The sequence below is a fragment of the Subsaxibacter sp. CAU 1640 genome (assembly GCF_023156585.1).
In the GTDB taxonomy this organism is placed as follows: Bacteria; Bacteroidota; Bacteroidia; order Flavobacteriales; family Flavobacteriaceae; genus JBPOFM01.
In genome coordinates, this window is record NZ_JALNMI010000001.1 from 242,659 (window position 1) to 266,012 (window position 23,354).

The 23,354-nt window shown below is 36.6% G+C and carries 26 protein-coding genes; 13 read left to right on the forward strand and 13 right to left on the reverse strand.

The genetic code is table 11. The annotated features are described in order from the left end of the window. Window positions 1-55: 55 nt before the first annotated feature. From rimM to M0G43_RS01005, 5 genes are all read left to right on the forward strand, one after another. Complete coding sequence (gene rimM, locus M0G43_RS00985) at window positions 56-583, forward strand: ribosome maturation factor RimM (RefSeq protein ID WP_248022629.1); 528 nt, start codon at window positions 56-58, stop codon at window positions 581-583. Window positions 584-594: 11 nt separating this feature from the next. Continuing rightward, window positions 595-1,308, forward strand: coding sequence for a tRNA1(Val) (adenine(37)-N6)-methyltransferase (locus M0G43_RS00990; RefSeq protein WP_248022630.1), 714 nt, complete (start codon window positions 595-597; stop codon window positions 1,306-1,308). 66 nt (window positions 1,309-1,374) lie between these two features. Further along, window positions 1,375-2,553: an acyl-CoA dehydrogenase family protein gene (locus M0G43_RS00995; protein WP_248022631.1), complete on the forward strand. Its 1,179-nt coding sequence runs from the start codon at window positions 1,375-1,377 to the stop codon at window positions 2,551-2,553. Window positions 2,554-2,667: 114 nt separating this feature from the next. Further along, a complete protein-coding gene (locus M0G43_RS01000; protein WP_411039830.1) occupies window positions 2,668-3,414 on the forward strand; it encodes an SGNH/GDSL hydrolase family protein in 747 nt (248 codons plus the stop codon). Between the two features lie 29 nt (window positions 3,415-3,443). After that, window positions 3,444-4,340, forward strand: a complete 897-nt coding sequence (locus M0G43_RS01005) for a metallophosphoesterase (protein ID WP_248022632.1) — start codon at window positions 3,444-3,446, stop codon at window positions 4,338-4,340. On the opposite strand, the gene M0G43_RS01010 is transcribed toward M0G43_RS01005, so the two are convergent. From M0G43_RS01010 to M0G43_RS01025, 4 genes are all read right to left on the reverse strand, one after another. Next, the gene (locus M0G43_RS01010) at window positions 4,337-4,669 is read right to left on the reverse strand and encodes a 2Fe-2S iron-sulfur cluster-binding protein (RefSeq protein WP_248022633.1); all 333 of its coding nucleotides are present in this window, start codon (window positions 4,667-4,669) and stop codon (window positions 4,337-4,339) included. The genes M0G43_RS01005 and M0G43_RS01010 overlap by 4 nt on opposite strands. After that, window positions 4,669-5,736, reverse strand: a complete 1,068-nt coding sequence (locus tag M0G43_RS01015; RefSeq protein ID WP_248022634.1) for an NAD(P)/FAD-dependent oxidoreductase — start codon at window positions 5,734-5,736, stop codon at window positions 4,669-4,671. Before M0G43_RS01015 ends, M0G43_RS01010 begins: the two co-directional genes overlap by 1 nt. 183 nt (window positions 5,737-5,919) lie before the next feature. Continuing rightward, window positions 5,920-6,162 (reverse strand): NifU family protein, encoded by a 243-nt coding sequence (locus M0G43_RS01020; protein ID WP_248022635.1) that lies wholly within the window; start codon window positions 6,160-6,162, stop codon window positions 5,920-5,922. 2 nt (window positions 6,163-6,164) lie between these two features. Beyond that, window positions 6,165-7,301, reverse strand: coding sequence for an Mrp/NBP35 family ATP-binding protein (locus M0G43_RS01025; RefSeq protein ID WP_248022636.1), 1,137 nt, complete (start codon window positions 7,299-7,301; stop codon window positions 6,165-6,167). A gap of 244 nt (window positions 7,302-7,545) precedes the next feature. Here M0G43_RS01025 and M0G43_RS01030 point away from each other — a divergent pair, with 244 nt between their 5' ends. Continuing rightward, window positions 7,546-8,511, forward strand: a complete 966-nt coding sequence (locus M0G43_RS01030; protein WP_248022637.1) for a T9SS type A sorting domain-containing protein — start codon at window positions 7,546-7,548, stop codon at window positions 8,509-8,511. Here M0G43_RS01030 and M0G43_RS01035 read toward each other — a convergent pair whose 3' ends face one another. Genes M0G43_RS01035 through trmB form a run of 3 tightly spaced genes read right to left on the reverse strand, consistent with a single transcriptional unit; the run spans window position 8,512 to window position 10,147 of the window. Then, window positions 8,512-8,841, reverse strand: a complete 330-nt coding sequence (locus M0G43_RS01035) for an MGMT family protein (RefSeq protein ID WP_248022638.1) — start codon at window positions 8,839-8,841, stop codon at window positions 8,512-8,514. Next, the gene (locus M0G43_RS01040; RefSeq protein WP_248022639.1) at window positions 8,841-9,470 is read right to left on the reverse strand and encodes a LysE family transporter; all 630 of its coding nucleotides are present in this window, start codon (window positions 9,468-9,470) and stop codon (window positions 8,841-8,843) included. The genes M0G43_RS01035 and M0G43_RS01040 overlap by 1 nt, the downstream gene beginning before the upstream one ends. Window positions 9,471-9,472: 2 nt before the next feature. Further along, window positions 9,473-10,147, reverse strand: a complete 675-nt coding sequence (gene trmB, locus M0G43_RS01045) for a tRNA (guanosine(46)-N7)-methyltransferase TrmB (protein WP_248022640.1) — start codon at window positions 10,145-10,147, stop codon at window positions 9,473-9,475. A 213-nt stretch (window positions 10,148-10,360) separates the two neighbouring features. Between trmB and M0G43_RS01050 the strand changes: the two genes are divergently transcribed. Further along, on the forward strand, window positions 10,361-11,416 hold the full coding sequence (locus tag M0G43_RS01050) for a glycosyltransferase (protein WP_248022641.1): 1,056 nt from the start codon (window positions 10,361-10,363) through the stop codon (window positions 11,414-11,416). On the opposite strand, the gene M0G43_RS01055 is transcribed toward M0G43_RS01050, so the two are convergent. Both M0G43_RS01055 and M0G43_RS01060 read right to left on the reverse strand, forming a co-directional pair. Further along, a complete protein-coding gene (locus M0G43_RS01055) occupies window positions 11,390-12,433 on the reverse strand; it encodes an ATP-binding protein (RefSeq protein WP_248022642.1) in 1,044 nt (347 codons plus the stop codon). The two genes, M0G43_RS01050 and M0G43_RS01055, sit on opposite strands and share 27 nt — an antisense overlap. Next, complete coding sequence (locus M0G43_RS01060; RefSeq protein WP_248022643.1) at window positions 12,433-13,116, reverse strand: response regulator transcription factor; 684 nt, start codon at window positions 13,114-13,116, stop codon at window positions 12,433-12,435. Before M0G43_RS01060 ends, M0G43_RS01055 begins: the two co-directional genes overlap by 1 nt. Before the next feature lie 281 nt (window positions 13,117-13,397). Here M0G43_RS01060 and M0G43_RS01065 point away from each other — a divergent pair, with 281 nt between their 5' ends. From M0G43_RS01065 to M0G43_RS01075, 3 genes are all read left to right on the forward strand, one after another. Beyond that, window positions 13,398-13,730 (forward strand): T9SS type A sorting domain-containing protein, encoded by a 333-nt coding sequence (locus M0G43_RS01065; RefSeq protein WP_317231403.1) that lies wholly within the window; start codon window positions 13,398-13,400, stop codon window positions 13,728-13,730. 99 nt (window positions 13,731-13,829) lie between these two features. Further along, the gene (locus M0G43_RS01070) at window positions 13,830-15,626 is read left to right on the forward strand and encodes a T9SS type A sorting domain-containing protein (protein ID WP_248022645.1); all 1,797 of its coding nucleotides are present in this window, start codon (window positions 13,830-13,832) and stop codon (window positions 15,624-15,626) included. 77 nt (window positions 15,627-15,703) lie between these two features. Further along, complete coding sequence (locus M0G43_RS01075) at window positions 15,704-16,684, forward strand: acyl transferase (protein ID WP_248022646.1); 981 nt, start codon at window positions 15,704-15,706, stop codon at window positions 16,682-16,684. A 176-nt stretch (window positions 16,685-16,860) separates the two neighbouring features. On the opposite strand, the gene tyrS is transcribed toward M0G43_RS01075, so the two are convergent. Beyond that, window positions 16,861-18,168 carry a tyrosine--tRNA ligase gene (gene tyrS / locus M0G43_RS01080; protein WP_248022647.1) on the reverse strand — a complete coding sequence of 436 codons (1,308 nt, stop codon included), beginning with the start codon at window positions 18,166-18,168 and terminating at the stop codon, window positions 16,861-16,863. Between the two features lie 82 nt (window positions 18,169-18,250). Here tyrS and M0G43_RS01085 point away from each other — a divergent pair, with 82 nt between their 5' ends. Then, window positions 18,251-19,273, forward strand: coding sequence for an NAD-dependent epimerase/dehydratase family protein (locus M0G43_RS01085; RefSeq protein WP_248022648.1), 1,023 nt, complete (start codon window positions 18,251-18,253; stop codon window positions 19,271-19,273). Here M0G43_RS01085 and M0G43_RS01090 read toward each other — a convergent pair. Genes M0G43_RS01090 through M0G43_RS01100 form a run of 3 tightly spaced genes read right to left on the reverse strand, consistent with a single transcriptional unit; the run spans window position 19,270 to window position 21,799 of the window. After that, entirely contained in the window at window positions 19,270-19,728 is a 459-nt protein-coding gene (locus M0G43_RS01090) for a DUF4296 domain-containing protein (RefSeq protein ID WP_248022649.1), read from the reverse strand. The genes M0G43_RS01085 and M0G43_RS01090 overlap by 4 nt on opposite strands. Next, window positions 19,725-21,071, reverse strand: a complete 1,347-nt coding sequence (locus M0G43_RS01095) for a dihydroorotase (RefSeq protein ID WP_248022650.1) — start codon at window positions 21,069-21,071, stop codon at window positions 19,725-19,727. Before M0G43_RS01095 ends, M0G43_RS01090 begins: the two co-directional genes overlap by 4 nt. Window positions 21,072-21,073: 2 nt before the next feature. Further along, on the reverse strand, window positions 21,074-21,799 hold the full coding sequence (locus tag M0G43_RS01100; protein WP_248022651.1) for a polyprenol monophosphomannose synthase: 726 nt from the start codon (window positions 21,797-21,799) through the stop codon (window positions 21,074-21,076). Between the two features lie 135 nt (window positions 21,800-21,934). Between M0G43_RS01100 and M0G43_RS01105 the strand changes: the two genes are divergently transcribed. Together M0G43_RS01105 and M0G43_RS01110 are read left to right on the forward strand one after the other, a co-directional pair. Further along, window positions 21,935-22,582 (forward strand): DUF4271 domain-containing protein, encoded by a 648-nt coding sequence (locus tag M0G43_RS01105; RefSeq protein WP_248022652.1) that lies wholly within the window; start codon window positions 21,935-21,937, stop codon window positions 22,580-22,582. Between the two features lie 21 nt (window positions 22,583-22,603). Next, window positions 22,604-23,353: a uroporphyrinogen-III synthase gene (locus M0G43_RS01110; RefSeq protein WP_248022653.1), complete on the forward strand. Its 750-nt coding sequence runs from the start codon at window positions 22,604-22,606 to the stop codon at window positions 23,351-23,353. Window position 23,354 lies beyond the last annotated feature (1 nt).

Below are 23,354 nucleotides of genomic sequence, written 5' to 3' on the forward strand. Positions count from 1 at the left end.
TTTATACTTTTAAACTCCGATAAGATCTTATCGGAGTTTTTTTATTTCAAGACATATGAATAAAGAAGATTGCTTTTATCTAGGAAAGATTGTAAAAAAGTATAGCTTTAAGGGAGAGGTTTTGATAAAGCTCGACACCGACGAGCCGGAGATATACGACAACTTGGAATCAGTATTCCTCGAGCTACGTGGGAATTTAGTTCCATTCTTTATTGAATCTTCAAAATTCCATAAATCTGAACTGCTTCGGGTGAAATTTGAAGATGTAGATTCAGAACAAGATGCAGATGCCATTTTGAAATCAGACTTGTACCTTCCGTTGGAATTTCTACCAAAATTGGAAGATGATAAATTTTATTTTCATGAAATCATCGGATTTCAAGTGGAAGATGTCAACTTTGGTACCGTTGGCATTATAAAATCTATCAATGATTCTACATCGCAATCACTTTTTGAGATTGATAGAGATGGTACAGAGATATTGATTCCTATGAATGATGATTTTATCAAGAAAGTAGATAAGAAAAAAAAGGTCATCACTGTAGACACACCTGAAGGATTGATTGATTTGTACCTTGGTTAAATTTTAATGCCATGAACAAGTCGTTTCAATTTAAGGAGTTTGAAGTACATCAAGACCGATGTGCCATGAAGATTGGTACAGATTCTGTATTGCTAGGTGCTTGGACTTCCATTGACAAGAATCCTCAAAGTATTTTGGACATTGGAGCTGGAACGGGTGTTTTGGCATTAATGTTAGCTCAACGAAGTGGTGCCGAACTTATTGACGCGATTGAAATTGATGATGAAGCTTATGAGCAATGTGTCGAGAATTTTGAACAATCACCTTGGAGTGATAGGCTTTTTTGCTATCATGCCTCTCTGCAAGAATTTGTGGCTGAAATTGAAGAAAAGTATGACCTCATCATTTCAAATCCACCTTTCTATTCAGACAGCTATAAAAGTGATAATCAACAGCGCGATTTAGCAAGGTTTGTTGATGCGCTTCCGTTCAGGCATTTGATTGAAAGTGTTTCCAAATTGCTTTCACATCAAGGAACTTTTTCGGTAGTCATTCCCTTTTCAGAAGAAAAAAATTTCATTGCACTGGCGTCCAAAGAACATTTGTTTCCCAGTAAAATTTTGAGGGTCAAAGGAGCTCCTACAAGTGAAATTAAACGAAGTTTACTTCAATTTTCATTTGAAGAAATGGCCATTGACCCAAATGAATTGATTATAGAAACCGAAAGGCACAAATATACTGACGCATACATTCGTCTTACGAAGGATTTCTATGTCAAAATGTAGGGATTAAATTGTGTTCTGAAAACGATTTCGTTACTTTTGCAATTCATTATAAATAACTTTCTACGGATGAAACCAGATTTATTTGAAGCTCCAGATTACTACAATCTTGATGAGCTTTTAACTGAAGAACATAAACTAGTAAGAGACGCTGCCAGAAGTTGGGTGAAGCGTGAAGTATCTCCAATTATTGAAGACTATGCCCAAAAAGCAGAATTTCCTTCACAAATCATAAATGGATTGGCGGAAATTGGCGCTTTTGGACCTTATATCCCTGTAGAATATGGAGGTGCTGGCCTAGACCAAATATCTTACGGTCTCATCATGCAAGAAATAGAGCGAGGTGATTCTGGCGTGAGAAGTACGGCTTCTGTTCAATCATCTTTGGTAATGTATCCTATCTGGAAATATGGAAACGAGGAGCAACGCAAGAAATACTTACCAAAACTGGCTTCAGGAGAATGGATGGGTTGTTTCGGCTTAACAGAACCAGATCATGGGAGTAATCCGGGTGGAATGGTGACCAATTTTAAGGATAAGGGCGACCATTATCTTTTAAATGGTGCCAAAATGTGGATCAGCAATGCTCCTTTTGCGCAAGTAGCAGTAGTTTGGGCGAAAGATGAAGAAGGTCGAATCCATGGATTGATTGTTGAACGTGGCATGGAAGGTTTTTCGACACCAGAAACACACAACAAATGGTCGTTGAGAGCGTCTGCAACAGGTGAATTGATTTTTGATAATGTCAAAGTTCCAAAGGAAAATTTATTGCCAAACAAATCTGGTCTAGGAGCACCTCTTGGATGCTTGGACTCTGCTCGCTACGGAATAGCTTGGGGAGCTATAGGTGCTGCGATGGATTGCTACGATACCGCTTTGAGATACAGCAAGGAGCGCATGCAGTTTGGAAAACCGATAGGTCAGTTTCAGTTGCAACAGAAAAAATTGGCCGAGATGATTACTGAAATCACAAAGGCACAACTTTTGACTTGGCGTTTAGGAGTTTTAAGGAATGAAGGCAAAGCCACTTCCGCCCAAATATCAATGGCCAAACGTAACAATGTAGATATGGCCATCAACATTGCCCGTGAAGCAAGACAAATGTTAGGAGGAATGGGAATCACAGGGGAATACAGTATTATGCGCCATTCAATGAATCTAGAAAGTGTGATTACCTATGAAGGTACACACGACATACATTTACTTATTACAGGATTGGATATTACTGGCTTGAATGCGTTTAAATAATCTCTTTCTTGCAATTCATATCAATTTAACGCTTCTATCATAGAAGCGTTTTTTTATTAAAACTATTACAGATTATTAATCGTATATTTAAATGTAAAGCAATAAAATAGATTTATGAAAAGGATAATTTTTGCACTAATAATTAGCGGTGTAACTTTTGGGGCATGTAGGCATAACAATTTGGAATCTTCCATTATGCCAGATAATCATATGAATAGTGGCGAAGAAGTAGATACTACAGGTACAGATTCAACAACATTAAAAATTTTATCATTAGGAGATAGTTATACTATTGGACAAAGCGTTTGCGAAACTTGTCGATTTCCTGCTCAATTAAAAGATAGTTTGACTAACAGCTTTACCAACACAGAATTCACTTTAGAAATAATCGCTACGACAGGATGGACTACCACAAATTTGTTAAATGCTGTAGCTCAACAGAATCCTGACACTGATTTTGATTTGGTTACTTTATTAATCGGAGTCAATAATCAATATCAAGGTAAGCCATTCTCACTTTACGAAACTGAATTTCCAACATTAGTTGATAAAGCGATTGAGGCTGCAAATGGAGATAAAAATCGAGTTATTGTAGTGTCAATACCAGACTATGCTTATACACCATTTGGACAGGGAAACTCAAATGCTCAAACCATTTCAACAGAGATTGATCAGTATAATAATTTTGCTCAATCATACTGTGAAGCAAATGACATAACCTATGTGTATATTACTGATATCACAAGACTCGGTCTAGAGCAACCAGAGCTTGTGGCTTCAGATGGTTTGCATCCTTCCGAATTGGCCTACTCAAAGTTTGTAGAACGATTAATTCCAATTGCAACCGCAAAATTACAGTAAGTTTTGGTATTTTAGACAAAACTAACCTTATGTCTTCCAAAACTAGATTGGATAGAGCCTATCACGGAGCCAAAACCATTGGCTTTGACGATGAGAGCAAATTCATTTTCTTCAGTGATTGTCATCGCGGCGACAATAGTTTTGCGGATGATTTTGCAAACAATCGTAATCTTTATTTTCATGCACTTAAACATTATTATGCGGAAGGTTTCACATATATAGAATTGGGAGACGGAGACGAACTTTGGGAGAATATTGCATTTCAACCTATTCTTGAAGCTCATAAGAATGTTTATGAATTAATGCAATTGTTTTACAACCAACAGAGATTATATCGTATTTGGGGAAACCACGATATGGTGTATAAAAGCGAAAAATACGTAGAGAAATATCTATTCACTTATTTTGACGAACGCACAGGTGAAGACAAACCTCTATTTCCAAGTATTGAAATGCATGAGGCCCTGATTTTAAAGCACGCCAATACCCAGCAAGAAATTTTTCTGGCTCACGGCCATCAGGCAGATTGGTGGAACTATACTTTTTGGAAATGGAGTCGATTTTTAGTTAGAATTCTATGGAAACCGTTGAATGTTATGGGCATTGCTGACCCTACAAGTCCTGCGAAAAATTATAAGGAACTGATCAAAGTGGAACGACGCACCAAAAAATGGATTATTGATAATAACAATTTGTTAACTATAACTGGTCATACACACAGGCCTCGTTTTCCAAATCCGGGAGATATTGCCTTTTTTAATGATGGAAGTTGTGTTCATCCTAGATGCATTACAGGTATTGAAATTGAAAAAGGAGAAATTTCACTAATCAAATGGCAAATAGAAACCAATGATGATGGTATTTTGCAAATAGTAAGGATTTTGCTTGAAGGGCCGAGAAAATTAATAGATTATAAGACAGATTAGCTTTCTGGAGCCAACTCAACCTCTAGCCCATCAAGTTCTGGAGTGATGTGTATTTGACAACCCAAACGTGAATTGTCTTTCACATAAAAAGCTTCGCTCAACATCGCTTCTTCATCAGGTTGCATTTCTGGTAATAGCGTATCACTCATTACATAACACTGGCACGAAGCACACATAGCCATACCTCCACAGACTCCTATAGTTCCTTCTGGAGCCAACTCATAACTGCGAACCACTTCCATCAGATTCATTGCCATATCTGTTGGTGCCAATACTTTATGAGCGTTGCCTTTTCTATCTATTATTTTGATTGTGATATCTTGAGTCATCAATCAATTGATTTTACAACCTGTTTAGGCGCTTCTTTACGTGTACCATCAAATCCATCTACACCACTTACCGTTGTATATTTAAGGACGTATCTCTTTCCTGGATTGATAATTTGATAAGCTGCTTGGCACATCAATGTGGCCTCGTGGAAACCGCAAAGTATCAGTTTCAGCTTTCCAGGATACGTATTGACGTCACCAATGGCAAAAATTCCAGGAATATTTGTTTGATAATCCAAAGCATTATTGACCACGATAGCATTTTTTTCAATTTCAAGTCCCCAATTTGCTATTGGTCCAAGTTTTGGCGACAATCCGAACAACGGAATAAAATGATCGCAATCGATCTCAAATTCTTTATCAATATGAATTTTATCAGATTGACTGACTACCACAGCTTCAACTTTATGATGACCCACAACATTGATCACTTCAGCAGGAGTTATCAGTTTTATTTTGCCTTGATTTTTTAATTCTTGAACTTTTTCAACGGAATCCAATGCACCTCGAAATTCGTTTCTTCTATGAATCAATGTCACTTCGGAAGCTACATTAGAAAGAAATATACTCCAGTCGAGTGCAGAATCACCTCCTCCTGAAATAACTACTCGTTTGTTTCTGTAAATTTCCGGGTCTTTAATGAAATATTCTACACCCTTATCTTCAAAATAGGCAATATTGTCAATCAATGGTTTTCTGGGCTCAAAACTACCCAAACCGCCAGCAATGGCGACTACAGGAGCTTGATGCTTGGTGCCTTTGTTGGTTGTCACAATAAAGCTGCCGTCTTCTTGCTTTTCGATAGTATCTGCACGCTCGCCCAAAGTAAATCCAGGCTCAAACTGCTTGCATTGCTCCATTAGATTATTCGTCAAATCGCCCGCCAGAATTTCTGGAAATCCTGGTATATCGTAAATAGGCTTTTTAGGGTAAATTTCTGAACATTGTCCACCTGGTTGTGGCAATGCATCTATAAGGTGGCACTTCAATTTTAATAAACCTGCTTCAAAAACAGCGAACAGTCCGGTTGGTCCAGCTCCTATGATGAGTATGTCAGTTTTAATCATATTTTGATGCCCAAGAATCTGGGCAGGAATTTTTATTCAACTTTATGGAAACAAAATTATGAGGTTTCCTTAAACTATTTTATGATAATTGTCAGTTGCGTGAAGGATGGAGGCACTGTTGGAGCTCTCCCGCCACAAGCAGGAAGCGACTGCCGAGAGCCTGACCCTTGTGGTCACGCCCAATTATGCAACAACATTTATAACCTGTTCAACTTGAGGCGCGTATTTCTTGATGGTCATCTCTACACCAGATTTTAAGGTCATTTGATTGACACTGCAGCCCACACAAGCACCTTGCAACTGCACCTTCACCAGCTTGTCATCTTCAATTGACAACAGCGAAATATCGCCACCATCGCTTTGTAAAAACGGACGGATCTCATCAAGTGCCTTTTCGATATTAAGTCTTAATTCTTCTGTGGTCATAACTATTTTTTAACTGCTGAACATCCAGCGATTGTTGTGATTTTTATAGCTTCTGTAGGTGGTAAATCATCGTTTCTTTTCACAACTTGAGTCACCACATTTTGAGTCAATTTTTCAAAGGCTTGCTCGAGCGTCGTAGCAGTCTGCAATGCTGCAGGACGACCAACATCTCCTGCCTCTCTGATACTCTGAACCAACGGAATTTCTCCCAAAAATGGTACGTTTAAATCTTCCGCAAGGTTTTTGGCACCTTCTTGGCCGAAAATATAGTATTTGTTGTTCGGCAATTCATCTGGAGTAAAATACGCCATGTTTTCTATAATTCCCAATACCGGAACGTTGATGCTTTCTTGTTGAAACATTGCAACACCCTTTTTGGCATCTGCCAAGGCTACATTTTGAGGTGTGCTAACTACGACAGCACCAGTAATAGGAAGTGATTGCATGATACTTAAGTGAATGTCTCCTGTTCCTGGTGGTAAATCTATCAGCATAAAATCAAGTTCGCCCCAATGTGCATCAAAAATCATCTGGTTTAGCGCTTTCGCAGCCATTGGACCACGCCAAACAACCGCTTGGTTAGGTTGTGTAAAAAATCCGATGGAAAGCACTTTTACGCCGTAGTTCTCTATCGGTTTCATTTTAGATTTCCCATCTATAGTGACAGCCAAAGGACGTTCATTTTCAACATCAAACATGATTGGAATGGACGGTCCATAAATATCAGCATCCAAAACACCTACCTTGAAACCCATTTTGGCCAATGTTGCGGCCAAGTTTGCAGTGACTGTAGATTTCCCAACACCACCTTTACCTGAAGCGACCGCTACGATATTTTGGATACCAGGAATTGGTTTACCCTTTATAGTAATAGTAGCTGGTTTTGCAGGTGCTTCCACTTTAACGTTCACTTTCACTTTGGCCTTTTCATACACCAAATCATGGATGGTTTTCATGATTTCAACCTCGGTTTTTTTCTTTGCTTGAAGACTTGGATTTGAAATAGTGATATCCACAATCACCTCATCAGCAAAAGTAACAACATTTGTAACAGCACCACTTTCAACCATATTTTGTCCTTCACCAGGAGCAGAAATGGTCTCTAGAGCTTTAAAAATATCTTGTTTATGTAACTTCATTTTTATTGATATGGAAGAAATAAAAACAGCTGTTTCAATCTCAATTTTCTATCTCTATCTTTAACTTAAATTTAGAATTGTTCTAAAATGCAAATATACTTAATAAAGATTGAAGAGAGAAGTATGGTTATTTTAGTTTTTTATGGGTGAATTTATATTCCTTATAAATGTCTAATTATATCATGAAGCTTTGAAAGCAACTGATTCTTTCCTATTTTAGAAGCTCCAATATTTTCCTGATACAATGAAAAACAGCCTCTTTTATTTTTGCTTTTTTATTTGCTTGTGTTTACAGGCCCAAATCATCAATATTCCAGACCAAAATTTTAAAAATGCTCTAATAGCTGCAGGAATAGACTCAAATGGTGATAATCAAATTCAAGTATCTGAAGCCGAACAGGTGACTAATCTCGGTTCCTATATGATAGGTCAAAGCATTTCATCTATAGAGGGAATTGAATTTTTCATTAACCTCACACAATTAAATGTTGCAGGAAATCAACTGACTACCATAAATGGAGTGGGTTTAGAAAACCTTACAAATCTCACAAATATTAATTGCATTGGAAACCAAATTGAAAGTATTGACATTACAAATTTTCCAACACTTTATACTTTATGGTGTTCGGATAACCCTCTCTCGGAAATCAATTTAGGAGCTAGTGACGTCTTCTCCTATCTACTTTGCAGCAATACTTTGTTGGAATCAATTGATTTTACAACATTGCCCAATGGAAGTGCTTTAGTATGTGACAACATGCCATTGCTTGCATCGATTAACATTAAGAATGGTGCCGATATATCTGGATGCTGTGGGAACTGGTATTTACAGTTCGACAATTGCCCGAACTTGAATTATATATGTGCTGACGAATCTGAATTATATATTGCAGAATATCTTGCAAATGTATATGGTTATACAAGCTTGACAATAGATTCCAATTGCGGAAACCTGGGTGTGCCTGAAGTTGATACCAATGGCGAAATCTCTATCTTCCCAAATCCAACAAACGGACTTATAACTATTGAATCAAGTTTTATTTTAGATAAAATTATCGTTTATGATATGTTTGGGCGTGAAGTGACATCCAATAAAAACAGAAGGACAAATGATGTACAAATAAGACTTGATGATTTACCTTCTGGAATTTATATTTTGAAACTTGGCACCTCTAATGGTGAGCATTTTAAACGAATCTTAAAAAAATAATTATAGTTCTTTTAAAGGATCCCAAAACACCTTTTCAAAATTCAAAATTTGATTGTCTTTAACCTTGATTCCTTCGCTTTCCAATAATTGTTGCATCAAATTAGTGCCATCAAAATGATGTTTGCCTGTTAGCAAACCTTTTCTGTTCACCACACGATGCGCTGGAACGTCTTTTCCTGTTGAACCATTCATAGCATAACCAACCATCCTGGCACTTCTTGCTGCACCAAGATAGGTAGCAATTGCTCCATAACTCGTAACTCTTCCATATGGAATAAGTTTTGTAACCTCATAAACTTTATCAAAAAAATTGAGAGTTTCTTGCTTCATCACAGTTCCATCAAAATATTAATTAAGGTAACGCCTGCGATAATGCCTGTGATGGCTCCTATGATGTAATTCATATTTTTTTGTGAGGTGAAGTTTTTACCTTTTATTTTATCAAAGAAGAAAATATAAACGTAAAGCATGACAAATGTACCTGTTGCAGCTCCAGAAACATAGGAAATAATGGAAGTACGTTCAAATTCCATCCATCCGAAAGACGAAATTGTTATGGTCATATAAGCTTGATATGGAATCGGGAAAATATTGATAGCTGATAAAAACATGCCCTGAAAAAAACGACTGTGTTTGCTTTTTGAAGGTGTATCGATATCAGGCTTTGGGTTTGGTTTGGCTATCAAAAGAAAATAAATGGCAATCAAGACAAAAATCACAAATGCCACGCGCTGCAACACTTCTATAACGCTTTGATGGTTGCTCAGATACCTTGCAAACATCGATGCAATATACGTTTGAAGAAATACAATGACACAAACACCTGCAGAAAACATGATGCCTCTACTGTAGCCTTCTTTTAGGCTAATTTTGGCAGCAGTCATATTTAACAGTCCAGGAGGAATGACACCAACGAGTGCAATAATCAAACCCAAGAAGAATAGGACTGTTATATTCAAAACTATTTGATTTTAAATCTAATATAAGTAATTGGTTTGTTTTTCTCTAAATAAAGTCCTTCGTAATGTGTTTGAATGCTTGTTACCTCATCTGGACTACCTTCTTGTCTATACACATTATGATTGGCATACAACACCTCATGCCCTTCTCCATGCAATAGCCCTAACGTATAGCCATGCATGAACTCGCTATCTGTTTTTAGATTCACAACGCCATCATCCTTTAAAATTTTCTTATATCGTTTTAAAAATTCGGAATTGGTCATGCGGTGTTTTGTCCTCTTGTATTTGATTTGAGGGTCGGGAAATGTTATCCAAATTTCGTCTACTTCTTTTTCGTCAAAAGCCAAATCAATCAATTCAATCTGTGTGCGTAGAAAAGCGACATTTTCAATTTGCTCTTCTACTGCAGTTTTCGCACCTCTCCAAAACCGTGCGCCTTTGATATCAATGCCAATAAAATTTTTATTTGGATATCTTTTGGCTAATGCAATGCTGTACTCTCCTTTTCCACAACCCAATTCTAACACTAAAGGATTTGAATTCTTAAAAAAGCTCTTGTTCCATTGCCCTTTTAAATCAAATTGGTGATGGACCAATTCGTCTCGAGTTGGCTGTATCACGTTTCCAAAGGTTTCGTTTTCCCTGAAACGCTTTAATTTGTTTTTGCTTCCCACTGATGTTGAGTTAGATTATTGAATTTTGACTGTAGAATTAATAATTTGGCAAAATTAAGGAAATATTTGAAAGCGTTATTATACGTATCTTTGATTGTTATTCTAATTTGCGTGAGGGATTGAGGCATTGTTGAAGCTCTTAAACTATTTCAAAAAAAATAGTTTAAAGCGACTGCCGAAAGCCCGACCCTTGTGGTCACGCCCAAAAGATGTATGGGAAAACGAATATTGGTTGCGCCATTAAATTGGGGTTTGGGTCATGCCACGCGATGCATTCCGATTATCAATGCGCTAATAGATAATGATTTTGAGCCTGTTATAGCAAGTGATGGTGTTGCGCTGGAGTTGCTGAAGAAAGAATTTCCAGATTTAGAGTGTATTGAGTTGCCTGGTTACGACATCAAATACTCGAAAAAAGGGTGCTTTTTGAAACTTAAGCTTTTGAAAGATTCTCCGAAGGTGATCAATGCCATAAAAGCAGAAAAAAAAGCCACCAAAGACATCATTGAAAACTATAATATCAAAGGTATAATCTCCGATAACCGCTTGGGTGTTTACAATAAGCACGTTCCTTCTGTTTTCATTACGCATCAACTGCAAGTTTTAAGCGGAAACACCACATGGTTGAGTACGAAAATGCATCAAAAAATAATGACAAAGTTTGATGAATGCTGGGTTCCTGACAATGTAGGAGAACCAAATTTAAGCGGGAAACTTGGACACACGCATTTATCGCATAAAAGCGTAAAATACATTGGTCCTTTGAGCCGCTTTAATAAATTGGATTGCGAAAAGATTTATGATGTTATGGTTTTACTTTCTGGACCTGAACCTCAAAGAGGTCTTCTCGAGAAAAAACTACTTACTGAATTCAAAGATTACTCTGGAAAGGTTCTTTTTGTAAAGGGAATTGTTGAAAAAGAACATCAAAAATCGGTTGAAGGCAACATGACCATTCATAATTTTTTAATGGGAAAAGAACTTGAAAAGGCATTGAACGAAAGCAGGCTCATCCTTTCTCGTTCTGGATACACAACTATCATGGATTTGGCAAAATTGGGAAAAAAAGCATTCTTCATTCCGACGCCTGGCCAGTTTGAACAGGAATATTTAGCAAAACGCCTTACAGAAGATGGGTTTGTCCCTAGTTGTAAACAAGATCATTTTAAAATCGAGAAATTAGATGAAGTGAAAAATCACAAAGGCCTAGAAACGTTTGATTATGAAGTGAATTTTAAAAGATTATTTCACCTTTTCAAGGGTGAATGAAAATTCACTTCCTACATTAGGTTCGCTCTCAACATAGATTTTTTCGTCATGTGCTTCCATAATATGCTTAACGATAGACAATCCAAGCCCTGAACCTCCTTCGCGACGAGAACCACTTTTATCAACCCTAAAGAATCGCTCAAAAAGACGTTTTAAATTGGCCTTCGAGATGCCTTCACCATTATCGGTCACACGCACAATGACCTTGTTTTTTATTAAGTTTTCGATACTTACTTCGGTAGTGCCCTTTTCTTTACCATACTTTATGGAGTTGACTACAAGATTGGTCAGAACTTGCTGAATTCTTTCTTTATCAGCCTTCACCAATATTGGAGTATTATAATCCATATCAAACATCAATGTGATTTTTTTCTTGGCAGCCTTCATCTCGAGCAAATCAAAAACACTCTGAATGACTTCAATAATGTCGAATTCTTCAATTTTCAGACTTAAATCACCTACTTCGAGCTTGGTAATCATGTCCAAATCTTTCACTATATAGATGAGTCTTTCCACACCTTTACTCGCCCTAGCGAGGTACTTTTTACGAATACGCTCGTCTTCCATGGCACCGTCGAGAAGGGTCAAAATATACCCTTGGACAGTAAATAGAGGTGTTTTCAACTCGTGCGACACATTACCTAAAAACTCCTTTCTGTACTCCTCCCTAACTTTTAAAGTTTCTATTTCCAGTTTTTTGTCTTTGGCAAACTTGTCAATCTCTTGAGTCAAAGTCGCCATATCTGTTGTTATTGGTTGTTTGATCAAAGAGGCTGATTCTAGAAGCGTTAGGTCATCATAGATTTTTTTGACTCTTCTGTAGATAAATCGCTCAACGCGATACTGAATAATAAAGAAACAAATGGCGTAGCAAATAGGGATAAATCCCAAAACCACAAACCAGTTGAAGGTATTACCAACGTATAAAAAAACGTTCAATAGGAGCGTAAGACAAATAGTGATGTAGAGCGATGTCTTAATCGCAAACTTATAAGTCTTTTTAAGTTTTTTTTGCATTAATCAACAAACTTATACCCAACACCCTTGACGGTCTTAAAGCATTTGTCGCCGATTTTTTCACGAAGTTTTCTAATATGTACATCAATCGTACGTCCACCAACAACCACTTCATTGCCCCAAACTTTGTCTAGGATTTCTTCTCGCTTGAATACTTTGCCAGGTTTTGTAGCCAACAAAGATAACAATTCAAACTCTTTTCGAGGCAAGATAATCTCTTCTCCTTTATGAGAAATCTTGTATTCTTCCCTATTGATGACCAATGATCCAATCTTCATGACTGATTCTGCCGTATCATCTTCTTTTAATCGTCTCAACAAAGCTTTGACTTTGCTTACGAGAACTTTCGGTTTAATTGGCTTTGTAATATAGTCATCTGCACCAGCATCAAACCCAGCAACTTGCGAATAATCCTCGCCTCTTGCTGTTAAAAAGGTGATGATGACATCGCTTAAATCTGGGATTTTTCTAATCTGCTCGCATGCTTCAATACCATCCATTTCTGGCATCATTACGTCCAAGATTATAAGGTGAGGCTTTTCTTTTTTGGCTTTTTTTACGGCTTCAATACCATTTTCAGCTGTGATGACATTGTAGCCTTCTGAAGAAAGGTTGTATCCTACTATCTCTAAAATATCTGGTTCGTCATCGACCAATAATATCTTAATTTCTCTTTTTTTCATCTGTAAATTTTTATTTGTTTTTTAAAGACAGATGTAATTTGCCAAGTGCTACTTTGATTTGTTACTTTGGCTCATTTCATTGCTTAAAGTTAGAACAAATTAGACAATGTAAAGATAGAATTAATAACAAAAAGTTATAACAACTCACTCAATCATAACAATATGGTAACCTTGTGATGAGTTTTTCCTAGCGTTTAAATGATTACTTGTTTGGTTTAACATTTTTTTGGTACATATTTTGTGATTATTTATTACATTTAAACAAGAGAACTTAATATTTGATGAAAAATTACTTATACATCGTCGGCCTGTTGGCTTTTTTAAGTGCTTCCAACATCAGCTACTCGCAAGTGGCTGAACCAAATACATCCAAAACGGAAACCATTGAGGATTTGAACATTTACCCAAATCCTGTAAGCAACGGTAAAATTTACATTACCACAAAAGAGAATCTCACAAAAGAGATCGAAATTTTTGATGTGCTTGGAAAAAAAGTTTTCTCCACTTCTTTGTTTGGAAAAGAATTGAATATCTCCAAATTAACTTCAGGAATTTACATCCTCAAAATCAAAGAAAACAACAGTTCTGCTACACGCAAATTGGTTGTAAAATAAATTGATTGTTATTTTTTTGTTATGAGTTGTCATTAACATATGACTTCATTTTTTATGTCTTTATAATTCATATATTTGTACAAACTTAATATTAGAATTATGAAGAAAATTTACTTTTTATTACTTACTCTTTTAATTAGCTCATTGTCTTTTGGACAACTGGTTATTAATGAAATTGACGCCGATACTCCTGGTTCTGACACCGCTGAATTTCTTGAGTTAAAATGGACGCCAAATACTGCTTTGGATGGATATATTGTTGTGTTTTTTAATGGCAGCAATGATTTAAGCTACGCTACAATAGATCTAGCTGGAAAAACTACTGATGCAGCAGGTTTTTTCATATTGGCTAATGAAAGTTTAGCCGCAGGTCAAGATGTTGTGTTGCCTGCTGGTGGTTCAGGATTTATTCAAAACGGTGCTGATGCTGTTGCAATTTATCAAGCAGCTGCAGCTTCATTTCCAGATGGATCTTCTGTAACCACTACTGGATTGGTAGATGCCTTAGTTTACGGAACGGCTGACGCCGATGATATGGAACTTTTAACAGGTTTAGGTGAAACAGTTCAATATGATGAAAGTGCGAATAGTGCAAGTGCAACCGAATCAATCCAAAGAAAAATGGATGGCACCTATGAAACAAAAGCTCCTACATTTAGAGCTGAAAATGATGCTGCGGTTTGTGATTTAAGCTTGATTTCAACCACAGCGGCTTGCGATGCATTTACTGCTGGAACAGATACTTATTCAGTTTCTATAGTTTATACTGGTGGTGGAACTTCTACTTACACCATTACCCCTTCAGTCGGTACTGTAGGTGGAGATGATCCTTCTCTAATTGCCGATGGAATCATTACAATTAATGGAATTTCGGAAGGCACTGACGTCTCTGTTTCTATTGGAGATGGCGGTTTGTGTGATTTAATGACATCTGCAACATCTCCAAGTTGTGTTCCTGCCAACACTCTTCCATTATATGAAGGTTTCAACTACACAGTTGGAGCAAATTTAGGTGACCAACCTAATTGGAGAAACATCAATTCTGGTGATGAAATTCTTATTGGAGGCCCTGGAGGATTAACCTATCCAGGTTTGGCATCTTCATCAGGAACTGGAAACCACGTTAGTTTTGCAGGTATCGGTATTGATGATGTGTTAGAATATACACCTGTAAGTTCAGGAACTGTATATGCGTCATTCATATTTACGGTTACCGATCAATCTGCAGTGACCGATTTGACTGACGGAGGTTATTTTGCTGGTATTTCTTCTAGCGATACTGCATATGATGCCCGCTTATGGGTAAGACCAAACCCGGATGCAAGTGGCAACACATTCGATATTGGTGTTGGAAATACAGGCCTACCAACAGTAACTCCTGGCACTTATACAACAGGAACAAATATTTTTGCTGTAATGAGTTATGATATTGCTACTGGTAACATCAGCGCTTGGATTAATCCTGATAGTGGAACTTTTGGCGCTGGATCAGCTCCAACTGCTACTATTACAGCTGTGGACGCGTCTCCTGCTTCTTCACTAAACAGTTTTATTTTAAGACAGGATTCTGATGGTGAAACTCCAGCTATTTTGTTCGACGAGTTAAGAATTGGTACAACTTGGGCTTCAGTAACGCCTACAACACTTTCTGTAGGTGAGAACTCAATTACTGATTTCAAAATTTACCCTAACCCTACATCCGTAGGATACGTAAACATTGCAAGCACTAACACTGCTGCAATGTCTGTTTCTGTTTTTGATGTATTAGGAAAACAAGTTTTAAATCAAACATTAAACAACAACCGTTTGAACGTGGCGTCTTTGAAATCTGGAATTTACATTATGAAAATTTCTCAAGACAATGCAACTATCACTAAAAAATTAGTGATTAAATAAGCAAAGTCGCTCACAATACATATTAAAAGCGTTGCCTTGATTGGCAGCGCTTTTTTATTTTATCTACCTTTACTGCGATGATTCAAAACAGTGATATTTTCAGTATTCAAACATCAGAAGATTTTAAAGATGTAGCTCTAAAAATCTTCAAACATCAATTTGAAAATAATGCCGTATATCGCTCTTTTTGTGATTTGCTATATGTCCATCCTAGTGACGTTTCTAAAATTGAGGATATTCCCTTTTTACCAATTCAGTTTTTTAAAAGTCACCAAGTGGTGAGCAATTCAAACCCAATTGAAACAGTTTTCAGTAGTTCGGGCACCACAGGAAGTATTACAAGTAAACATCTTATAACTGACCTGAAAGTTTACAGAGAAAGCTTTTCCAAGGCTTTTGATTATTTCTATGGCCCTATTGAAGATTACACGGTCTTGGCCTTGTTGCCTTCCTATTTGGAGCGTGAGGGCTCATCTTTGATTTACATGGTCGATCAACTTATCAAAGATTCCAAAAATCCGAAAAGTGGTTTTTACCTCAACAATCTTTCTGAATTAAAAGACACCTTAATAAATCTGGATACTGATGGACAAAAAGTACTGCTCATCGGTGTATCATTTGCTTTATTGGATTTGGTTGAGCATCATCAATTTCAATTGAAAAATACTGTTGTGATGGAAACTGGAGGTATGAAAGGAAGAAGAAAAGAACTGATCCGTGATGAACTTCACACTATTTTGAAAGATGGATTCGGTTTGGAAACAATCCATAGCGAATATGGAATGACCGAACTTTTGAGTCAAGCTTATTCTAAAGGAAATGGTGTTTTTGAATGCCCAGCATGGATGAAAATCCTTACGCGAGATACGGAAGATGCGCTCACTATTCTGCCTTCAAACAAAACTGGCGGCATCAATGTTATTGATTTGGCAAATATCAATTCATGCTCCTTTATTGCCACTCAAGATTTGGGTAAAGTCTATACTAATGGGTCGTTTGAAATTATAGGAAGATTTGACACATCAGACATTAGAGGCTGCAACCTGATGGTATTATAAATCTTTGTTAATTTTTGTAATCAAAATGAAGTTATTCCGACTGAAATAGCAACAAAAAAACTGACTCTTAATAGGAAATCGACATTTTTGATTTGCTATTGAAAAAGAAAAGTTTTTAAGTTGATTGGTTGGTTTTTTAACGCCTGACAGAAGGCTTCTTCGTCAGGCGTTTTTATTTAATTCACCTTGATGATGTAGGTGTTTTTCTTCCCTTTATTGATAATGATGTAGCGATTATTAATCAAATCTTCCGAAGAAAGTTGATAATCCTCTGTTACTTTTTCTTTGTTGACGGAAATGGAATTTTCCTTTAAGGCTCTTCTTGCTTCACCATTTGACGTTAAAAAATTTGTTTTTGCAGACAATGCTGCTATCATATCCAATCCTTGGCCAAACTCCTCACGAGATATTTCAGCTTGCGGAACACCTTCAAAGACATCCAAAAAAGTGGCTTCATTCAAAGATTTAATATCCGTTTTAAAGGAATTGCTAAACAAAATGCCAGAAGCTTTTTCTGCATTCTCAAAATCTTCTTTTGAATGTACAAATGTCGTGACCTCTTCCGCCAATCGCTTCTGAAGTAAACGCATATGAGGCATCTGTTTGTGTTCTTCAATTAAATTATCAATCATTTCTTTGTCCAAAAAGGTAAAAATTTTGATGTATTTTTCGGCATCTTCATCAGAAGTATTCAACCAAAATTGATAAAATTTATAGACAGAAGTTTTATCTGCATCTAACCAAATGTTGCCACCTTCACTCTTACCAAATTTAGAACCATCGGCTTTGGTAATCAACGGACAGGTCATGGCATATGCTTTTGCTTCCTCTCCAACGGTCATTCGTCGCACCAATTCAGTTCCTGTAGTGATATTTCCCCATTGATCACTTCCTCCCATTTGCAACAAACAGTTTTGGGTTTTGTATAAATGGTAAAAATCATAGCCCTGAATCAATTGGTAAGTGAATTCAGTAAAAGACATTCCCACGCTACCTTCGTCACCAGAAAATCGCTTTTTCACGGAATCTTTTGCCATCATGTAGTTTACAGTAATACGTTTCCCTACATCTCGTGCAAAATCGATGAAGCTAAAATCTTTCATCCAATCATAATTATTCACCAAAATTGGAGCATTCTTTTCTGTAGAATTGAAATCCAAATAACGCGACAACACATTCTTGATACCTTGAACATTTCGATTCAATGTGTCTTCATCTAGCAGATTACGCTCATCACTTTTGCCAGAAGGATCACCAATCATACCTGTAGCTCCTCCTACTAAAGCAATGGGTTTATGGCCAGCTTTATACAAATGAACCAACAAAATTATAGGAACCAAACTCCCAATGTGAAGCGAATCTGATGTTGGGTCAAAACCGATATAGGCAGTGGTCATTTCCTTATTCAATTGCTCTTCCGTGCCAGGCATAATGTCATGCACCATTCCTCTCCAACGTAGTTCTTCAACAAATGCGTTTGTCATGTTTTTTTAATCTGAAATTAATTTTCGCCAAAGATAAAAATCAATGCTCAATTACTAATGATAAAATAGTTATTTTAGTCCTATGATTTTAGTTACAGGAGGCACAGGCTTGGTTGGTTCTCATTTACTTTTTAAGTTGACGAGCAACAACACTTCAGTGAAAGCCATTTACAGAAGAGCCCATAAACTTGAAAGCGTTAAAAAAGTCTTTGCTTATTATACAGATGATGTTGATACGCTTTACAATAGAATCGAGTGGATGGAGGCTGACTTGAATGACATTCCTGCTCTGGAAATTGCTTTCAAAAATGTAATTCACGTTTACCATTGTGCTGCTTTTGTGAGTTTTGAGCCAGACAAATACCACCAATTAAGAAAAATCAACATTGAAGGTACTGCAAACATTGTGAACTTGTGTATTTCTAACAATATCGAAAAGCTTTGCTATGTGTCATCCATAGCAGCTATAGGGCATGAACTGGATTCTGATACACCAATCACGGAACAAACTGCATGGAATCCGGAAGATGACCATAGTGTCTATGCCATCACAAAATATGGTGCCGAAATGGAAGTTTGGCGTGGCACTCAAGAAGGCGTAGACGCTGTGATTGTGAACCCTGGAATTATTTTAGGACCCGGTTTTTGGAAAGATGGTGGTAGTGGAAGTTTGATTTATCGGATTTATAAAGGGTTTCCATACTATACAAGTGGAAGCACAGCATATGTAGATGTTGATGATGTAATTTCGGCTATGACACAATTTATGGCAAGTGATGTCAAAAATGAATCGTTTATTGTGATTTCTGAAAACTTGACATTCAGGGAATTTCAAAGTAAAGTAGCGAAAGCTTTAGGTGTGAAAGTTGCTCAAAAAGAAGCAGGAACCTTTCTTTTGCAATTAGGATGGAGGCTCGATTGGTTAAACCATAAAATTTTAGGAAAGCGCAGGAAGCTCTCAAAGCAAATGGCAAACACTGCTTTATCCAAAACCATTTATGATAATTCAAAAATCAAGAACACATTAAATTTCAAATTTAAACCAATTGACAGTTCAATAGAGAACGTATGTGCTTATTTCATAGATGATCACAAAGCATCTTAATCACCTTGACCAAAAACTTTTGGCTTTAACTTTGGTTTTTCTAGTGGAAGTGAATCTGGTTTTGGAATTAATCTTTTAATTCTATCCAATGAATCTTTAGTTTTTCTTTCTATCTCACCAATGGAATCATTCTTCTTCTTTTCAAATTCCAATCTCGATTTTACTCTATCCATGATAGTCTCATAGGTTTTAGTATCGTATGAGTAATATTCATTGCTCAATGCAAATTGAAGACTGTCGATACTGTATTTTTTATAAACGTAGTCCTGCGGTAACACATTATTTTTTTCCAAAACCTGCTTATTGATTCCCTTCGCAGCATTTAACAAAAACACGTCATATATGATATTGGACATTGTTTCCTGTGGTATCAAATTATCCGGCTTTGCAGGTCTGTCTGAATCGCCACAACTAACCATGAATGTCAACACTAGTATGTAAATGGTGTTTTTCATCTATCAAAATTCAAACGTTTACCAGCTTTAACGTCCAAAAACTTAAAGTTCTTGTATGCCAATGCTCCATTAACAAAAGTATGTGTTATTCTTGACTTGAAAGTGACTCCCTCAAAAGGAGACCAGCCGCATTTATAAAGAATATTTTCCTTTTTAACGGCCCAAGGACTATTCAAATCCACAACCACTAGATCAGCAAAGTAACCAGGTTTAATATAGCCACGTTTTTCAATCTGAAATAAAATAGCAGGATTGTGGCACATCTTTTCAACAATTTTCTCGAGTGAAATTCTTCCTTTGTGATGCATCTCAAGCATTGCTGGCAAGGCATGTTGCACCAAAGGCCCACCTGAAGGCGCTTTTGTGTAAGTATTTTTCTTTTCTTCAAGCGTATGTGGTGCATGGTCAGTAGCAATGACATCAATGCGGTCGTCCAAAAGTGCCTTCCAAAGTTCATCTCTATCTTTTGCCTTTTTCACCGCTGGATTCCACTTTATGAATGTGCCTTTGGAGTTATAGTCTTCATCAGAAAACCACAAATGATGGATACATACTTCTGCTGTAATCTTCTTGTCCTTTAATGGAACCTTATTTGAAAACAATTTAGTTTCCTTTGCTGTTGAAAGATGAAATACATGCAATCTTGCTCCAGTCTTTTTGGCCAGTTCAATCGCCTTTGAAGAAGAAATGTAGCAAGCTTCCTCACTGCGGATGATAGGATGACATTCAATTGGAATATCTTCTCCATATTTTTCCAAATGCGCTTCAATGTTCCTTTTGATGGTTGCTTCGTCTTCGCAGTGAGCCGAAATCAGCAGTCTGGTTTTGCTGAAGATATTTTCTAGTGTTTTTGGATTATCAACTAGCATATCTCCTGTAGAAGAACCCAAGAAAAGCTTTAAACCAGCCACTTTTTTAGGGTCAACCTTTAAAATTTCTTCTAGATTATCATTTGTTCCTCCAAACATGAAGGAATAATTAGCAAAAGAGGACTTTTGGGCGATGGCAAATTTTTCCTCGAGCTTCTCTATAGTGGTTGCTTGCGGAATGGTGTTAGGCATTTCTATAAATGAGGTAATTCCTCCAGCGACTGCGGCTCTTGATTCTGTTTCAATGGTTGCTTTATGTGTCAACCCAGGCTCTCTAAAATGCACTTGGTCATCAATGACACCAGGAAAAACATAATTGCCTTCCAAGTCCACAATGACATCTTGCGAAGACTTTGCACTTATAGAATCTGCCACTTCTTTTATGACATCGCCTTCGATAAGGATATCGCCTTCAAAAATATGGCCTTCGTTAACGATTTTGGCATTTTTCAATAATGTTCTTTTCTCTTGCATTGTTATTCCTTTCCTATCAAACTTTTAAATTTCATCGTGACGACACCAAAAATTGCTTCAGATATGATGCCTCCACTCAATTTTGATTTGCCTTTCTTCCTATCTGTAAAAATCACTGGCACTTCAGCAATTTTGAATTTTTTGAGATATGCCTTAAACTTCATTTCAATTTGAAATGCGTAACCCACAAATTTTATAGTATTCAAATTGATACTTTCAAGCACTTGTCTCTTATAACATACATAACCAGCAGTTGTATCACAAATGGGCATTCTAGTGATAAAACGCACATATTTTGAAGCGCCATAAGACATCAAGACTCTGCTCATAGGCCAGTTTACCACATTCACGCCTTTGACATATCGAGAACCTATAGACATGTCTGCACCATCAATATGACAGGCATTATATAGTTTTATCAAATCGTTTGGGTCATGAGAAAAATCAGCATCCATTTCAAAAATATAGAGATAATCTCTATTCAAACACCACTTAAACCCATCGATATAAGCCGTTCCTAAACCTGTTTTATGCTGGCGTTCCAATATAAAAAGCTTTTCGGCAAACTCCTCTTGCAATGCTTTTACTTTGGCACCTGTGCCATCTGGCGAATTATCATCAACCACGAGAATATGAAACATTTTTTCTTGAGCAAACACAGCCCTTATAATAGCTTCTATGTTCTCAATCTCGTTAAAGGTTGGTATGATGACTATAGCGTCCTGCATGGATAACATATTTTGCTTTGGGAACTATGCCGCCAAAACAACTTGACAAAAGTAAGTTTTTTTAAAGTATAAACTTTATGGGATAAGGCATAAATAAACGTTAAAGAGACAAAAATTCTTTATAATTTAGCCACCATGCTACGAGAGATTATCTACAATGAATGGTTTACGGTTTCCATAGTTTTGGGACTACTTTCTATTGCTTTGTCAAAACAACTGTTCCCCGTTCGGTTTAATGACTTTGTAGAAGTTCTGGGTAATTCAAAATATTTGAAAATCTATTCAAGAGACCAAAAATTCATTGATGGCTTTGATAGCTTGCTTTTCTTTAACCTTATCATTTCTTTGTCGATTTTTGGATTTTTATCTTATTCAACCCTTGTAGAACCTTTACAGTTCGACATCGTATTGTTTTCGAAAATTCTATTCGGCGTAGCTGCCTTGGTACTGATAAAGGTATTGTTTGAGCGCCTTATAGGAAGTCTTTTTGATATTGATAAATTGATTGACCAATATCTATTTCAAAAAACCAGCTACTTGAATTTCAGCGGGTTTATACTGCTACCAATTAATGCCTTATTGCTCTATGCTGTAACACCTTCAAAATGGATACTTTACATTAGCATAGGACTCATTCTTTTAGTCAATTGTCTTGGGCTCATAACCACTTTTAAAAATCATCAAAAGTTGATATTAAATAACTTATTCTATTTTATTTTGTATCTTTGCGCACTTGAAATTGGACCCTATCTGATTTTATATAAAATTATTACAAATCATTAAGCAAAACTAGACCCTCGGCCTATGAAAGTGAAAACAATTTTAGTGTCTCAACCAGAACCTAAAATAGAAAATTCGCCTTACTTTGATCTTCAGGAAAAGCAAAAAGTAAAAATTGATTTCAGACCATTTATTCATGTTGAAGGCGTTCCTGCCAAAGACATCAGACAACAGAAAGTTGATTTGAATAACTATACTGCAATCATCCTTACGAGCCGAAATTCTGTAGATCATTTTTTTAGAGTAGCCGAAGAAATGCGCTTTAAGGTGCCAGACACGATGAAATATTTTTGTCAATCGGAAGCAGTTGCTTTTTACCTTCAAAAATATGTAGTGTACAGAAAGCGTAAAATCTATGTTGGAAAACGTAGTTTTGAAGATTTGTCTCCATTAATCAAAAAGTATAAAGACGAGAATTTTTTACTTCCCACAACTGATAAATTAAAGGATGAAGTTCCGGCAACGTTGAACGCTTTGGGAATCAAATGGAAGGAAGCTATTTTCTACAGAACTGTGATCAGTGATTTGTCTGATTTGGCTGATGTGTACTATGATATTTTAGTATTCTTCAGCCCATCAGGAATTGAATCGTTATTCCATAATTTTCCAGATTTCAAACAGAATAATACGCGCATTGCGGCTTTCGGAAGTACTACTTGCAAAGCTGTCGAAGAACACGGTTTACGTTGCGACATTCCTGCGCCAACGCCTGATACGCCTTCAATGACAATGGCTTTGGAAAAATATATAGAAAAAGTAAATAAGGCTAAATAAA

What these genes read in the sequence shown, in the direction of transcription:
- rimM (WP_248022629.1), top strand. Translation starts at nt 56, where the DNA reads ATGAATAAAGAAGATTGCTTTTATCTAGGAAAGATTGTAAAAAAGTAT.
- M0G43_RS00990 (WP_248022630.1), top strand. Translation starts at nt 595, where the DNA reads ATGAACAAGTCGTTTCAATTTAAGGAGTTTGAAGTACATCAAGACCGA.
- M0G43_RS00995 (WP_248022631.1), top strand. Translation starts at nt 1,375, where the DNA reads ATGAAACCAGATTTATTTGAAGCTCCAGATTACTACAATCTTGATGAG.
- M0G43_RS01000 (WP_411039830.1), top strand. Translation starts at nt 2,668, where the DNA reads ATGAAAAGGATAATTTTTGCACTAATAATTAGCGGTGTAACTTTTGGG.
- M0G43_RS01005 (WP_248022632.1), top strand. Translation starts at nt 3,444, where the DNA reads ATGTCTTCCAAAACTAGATTGGATAGAGCCTATCACGGAGCCAAAACC.
- M0G43_RS01010 (WP_248022633.1), bottom strand. Translation starts at nt 4,669, where the DNA reads ATGACTCAAGATATCACAATCAAAATAATAGATAGAAAAGGCAACGCT.
- M0G43_RS01015 (WP_248022634.1), bottom strand. Translation starts at nt 5,736, where the DNA reads ATGATTAAAACTGACATACTCATCATAGGAGCTGGACCAACCGGACTG.
- M0G43_RS01020 (WP_248022635.1), bottom strand. Translation starts at nt 6,162, where the DNA reads ATGACCACAGAAGAATTAAGACTTAATATCGAAAAGGCACTTGATGAG.
- M0G43_RS01025 (WP_248022636.1), bottom strand. Translation starts at nt 7,301, where the DNA reads ATGAAGTTACATAAACAAGATATTTTTAAAGCTCTAGAGACCATTTCT.
- M0G43_RS01030 (WP_248022637.1), top strand. Translation starts at nt 7,546, where the DNA reads ATGAAAAACAGCCTCTTTTATTTTTGCTTTTTTATTTGCTTGTGTTTA.
- M0G43_RS01035 (WP_248022638.1), bottom strand. Translation starts at nt 8,841, where the DNA reads ATGAAGCAAGAAACTCTCAATTTTTTTGATAAAGTTTATGAGGTTACA.
- M0G43_RS01050 (WP_248022641.1), top strand. Translation starts at nt 10,361, where the DNA reads ATGGGAAAACGAATATTGGTTGCGCCATTAAATTGGGGTTTGGGTCAT.
- M0G43_RS01055 (WP_248022642.1), bottom strand. Translation starts at nt 12,433, where the DNA reads ATGCAAAAAAAACTTAAAAAGACTTATAAGTTTGCGATTAAGACATCG.
- M0G43_RS01060 (WP_248022643.1), bottom strand. Translation starts at nt 13,116, where the DNA reads ATGAAAAAAAGAGAAATTAAGATATTATTGGTCGATGACGAACCAGAT.
- M0G43_RS01065 (WP_317231403.1), top strand. Translation starts at nt 13,398, where the DNA reads ATGAAAAATTACTTATACATCGTCGGCCTGTTGGCTTTTTTAAGTGCT.
- M0G43_RS01070 (WP_248022645.1), top strand. Translation starts at nt 13,830, where the DNA reads ATGAAGAAAATTTACTTTTTATTACTTACTCTTTTAATTAGCTCATTG.
- M0G43_RS01075 (WP_248022646.1), top strand. Translation starts at nt 15,704, where the DNA reads ATGATTCAAAACAGTGATATTTTCAGTATTCAAACATCAGAAGATTTT.
- tyrS (WP_248022647.1), bottom strand. Translation starts at nt 18,168, where the DNA reads ATGACAAACGCATTTGTTGAAGAACTACGTTGGAGAGGAATGGTGCAT.
- M0G43_RS01085 (WP_248022648.1), top strand. Translation starts at nt 18,251, where the DNA reads ATGATTTTAGTTACAGGAGGCACAGGCTTGGTTGGTTCTCATTTACTT.
- M0G43_RS01090 (WP_248022649.1), bottom strand. Translation starts at nt 19,728, where the DNA reads ATGAAAAACACCATTTACATACTAGTGTTGACATTCATGGTTAGTTGT.
- M0G43_RS01095 (WP_248022650.1), bottom strand. Translation starts at nt 21,071, where the DNA reads ATGCAAGAGAAAAGAACATTATTGAAAAATGCCAAAATCGTTAACGAA.
- M0G43_RS01100 (WP_248022651.1), bottom strand. Translation starts at nt 21,799, where the DNA reads ATGCAGGACGCTATAGTCATCATACCAACCTTTAACGAGATTGAGAAC.
- M0G43_RS01105 (WP_248022652.1), top strand. Translation starts at nt 21,935, where the DNA reads ATGCTACGAGAGATTATCTACAATGAATGGTTTACGGTTTCCATAGTT.
- M0G43_RS01110 (WP_248022653.1), top strand. Translation starts at nt 22,604, where the DNA reads ATGAAAGTGAAAACAATTTTAGTGTCTCAACCAGAACCTAAAATAGAA.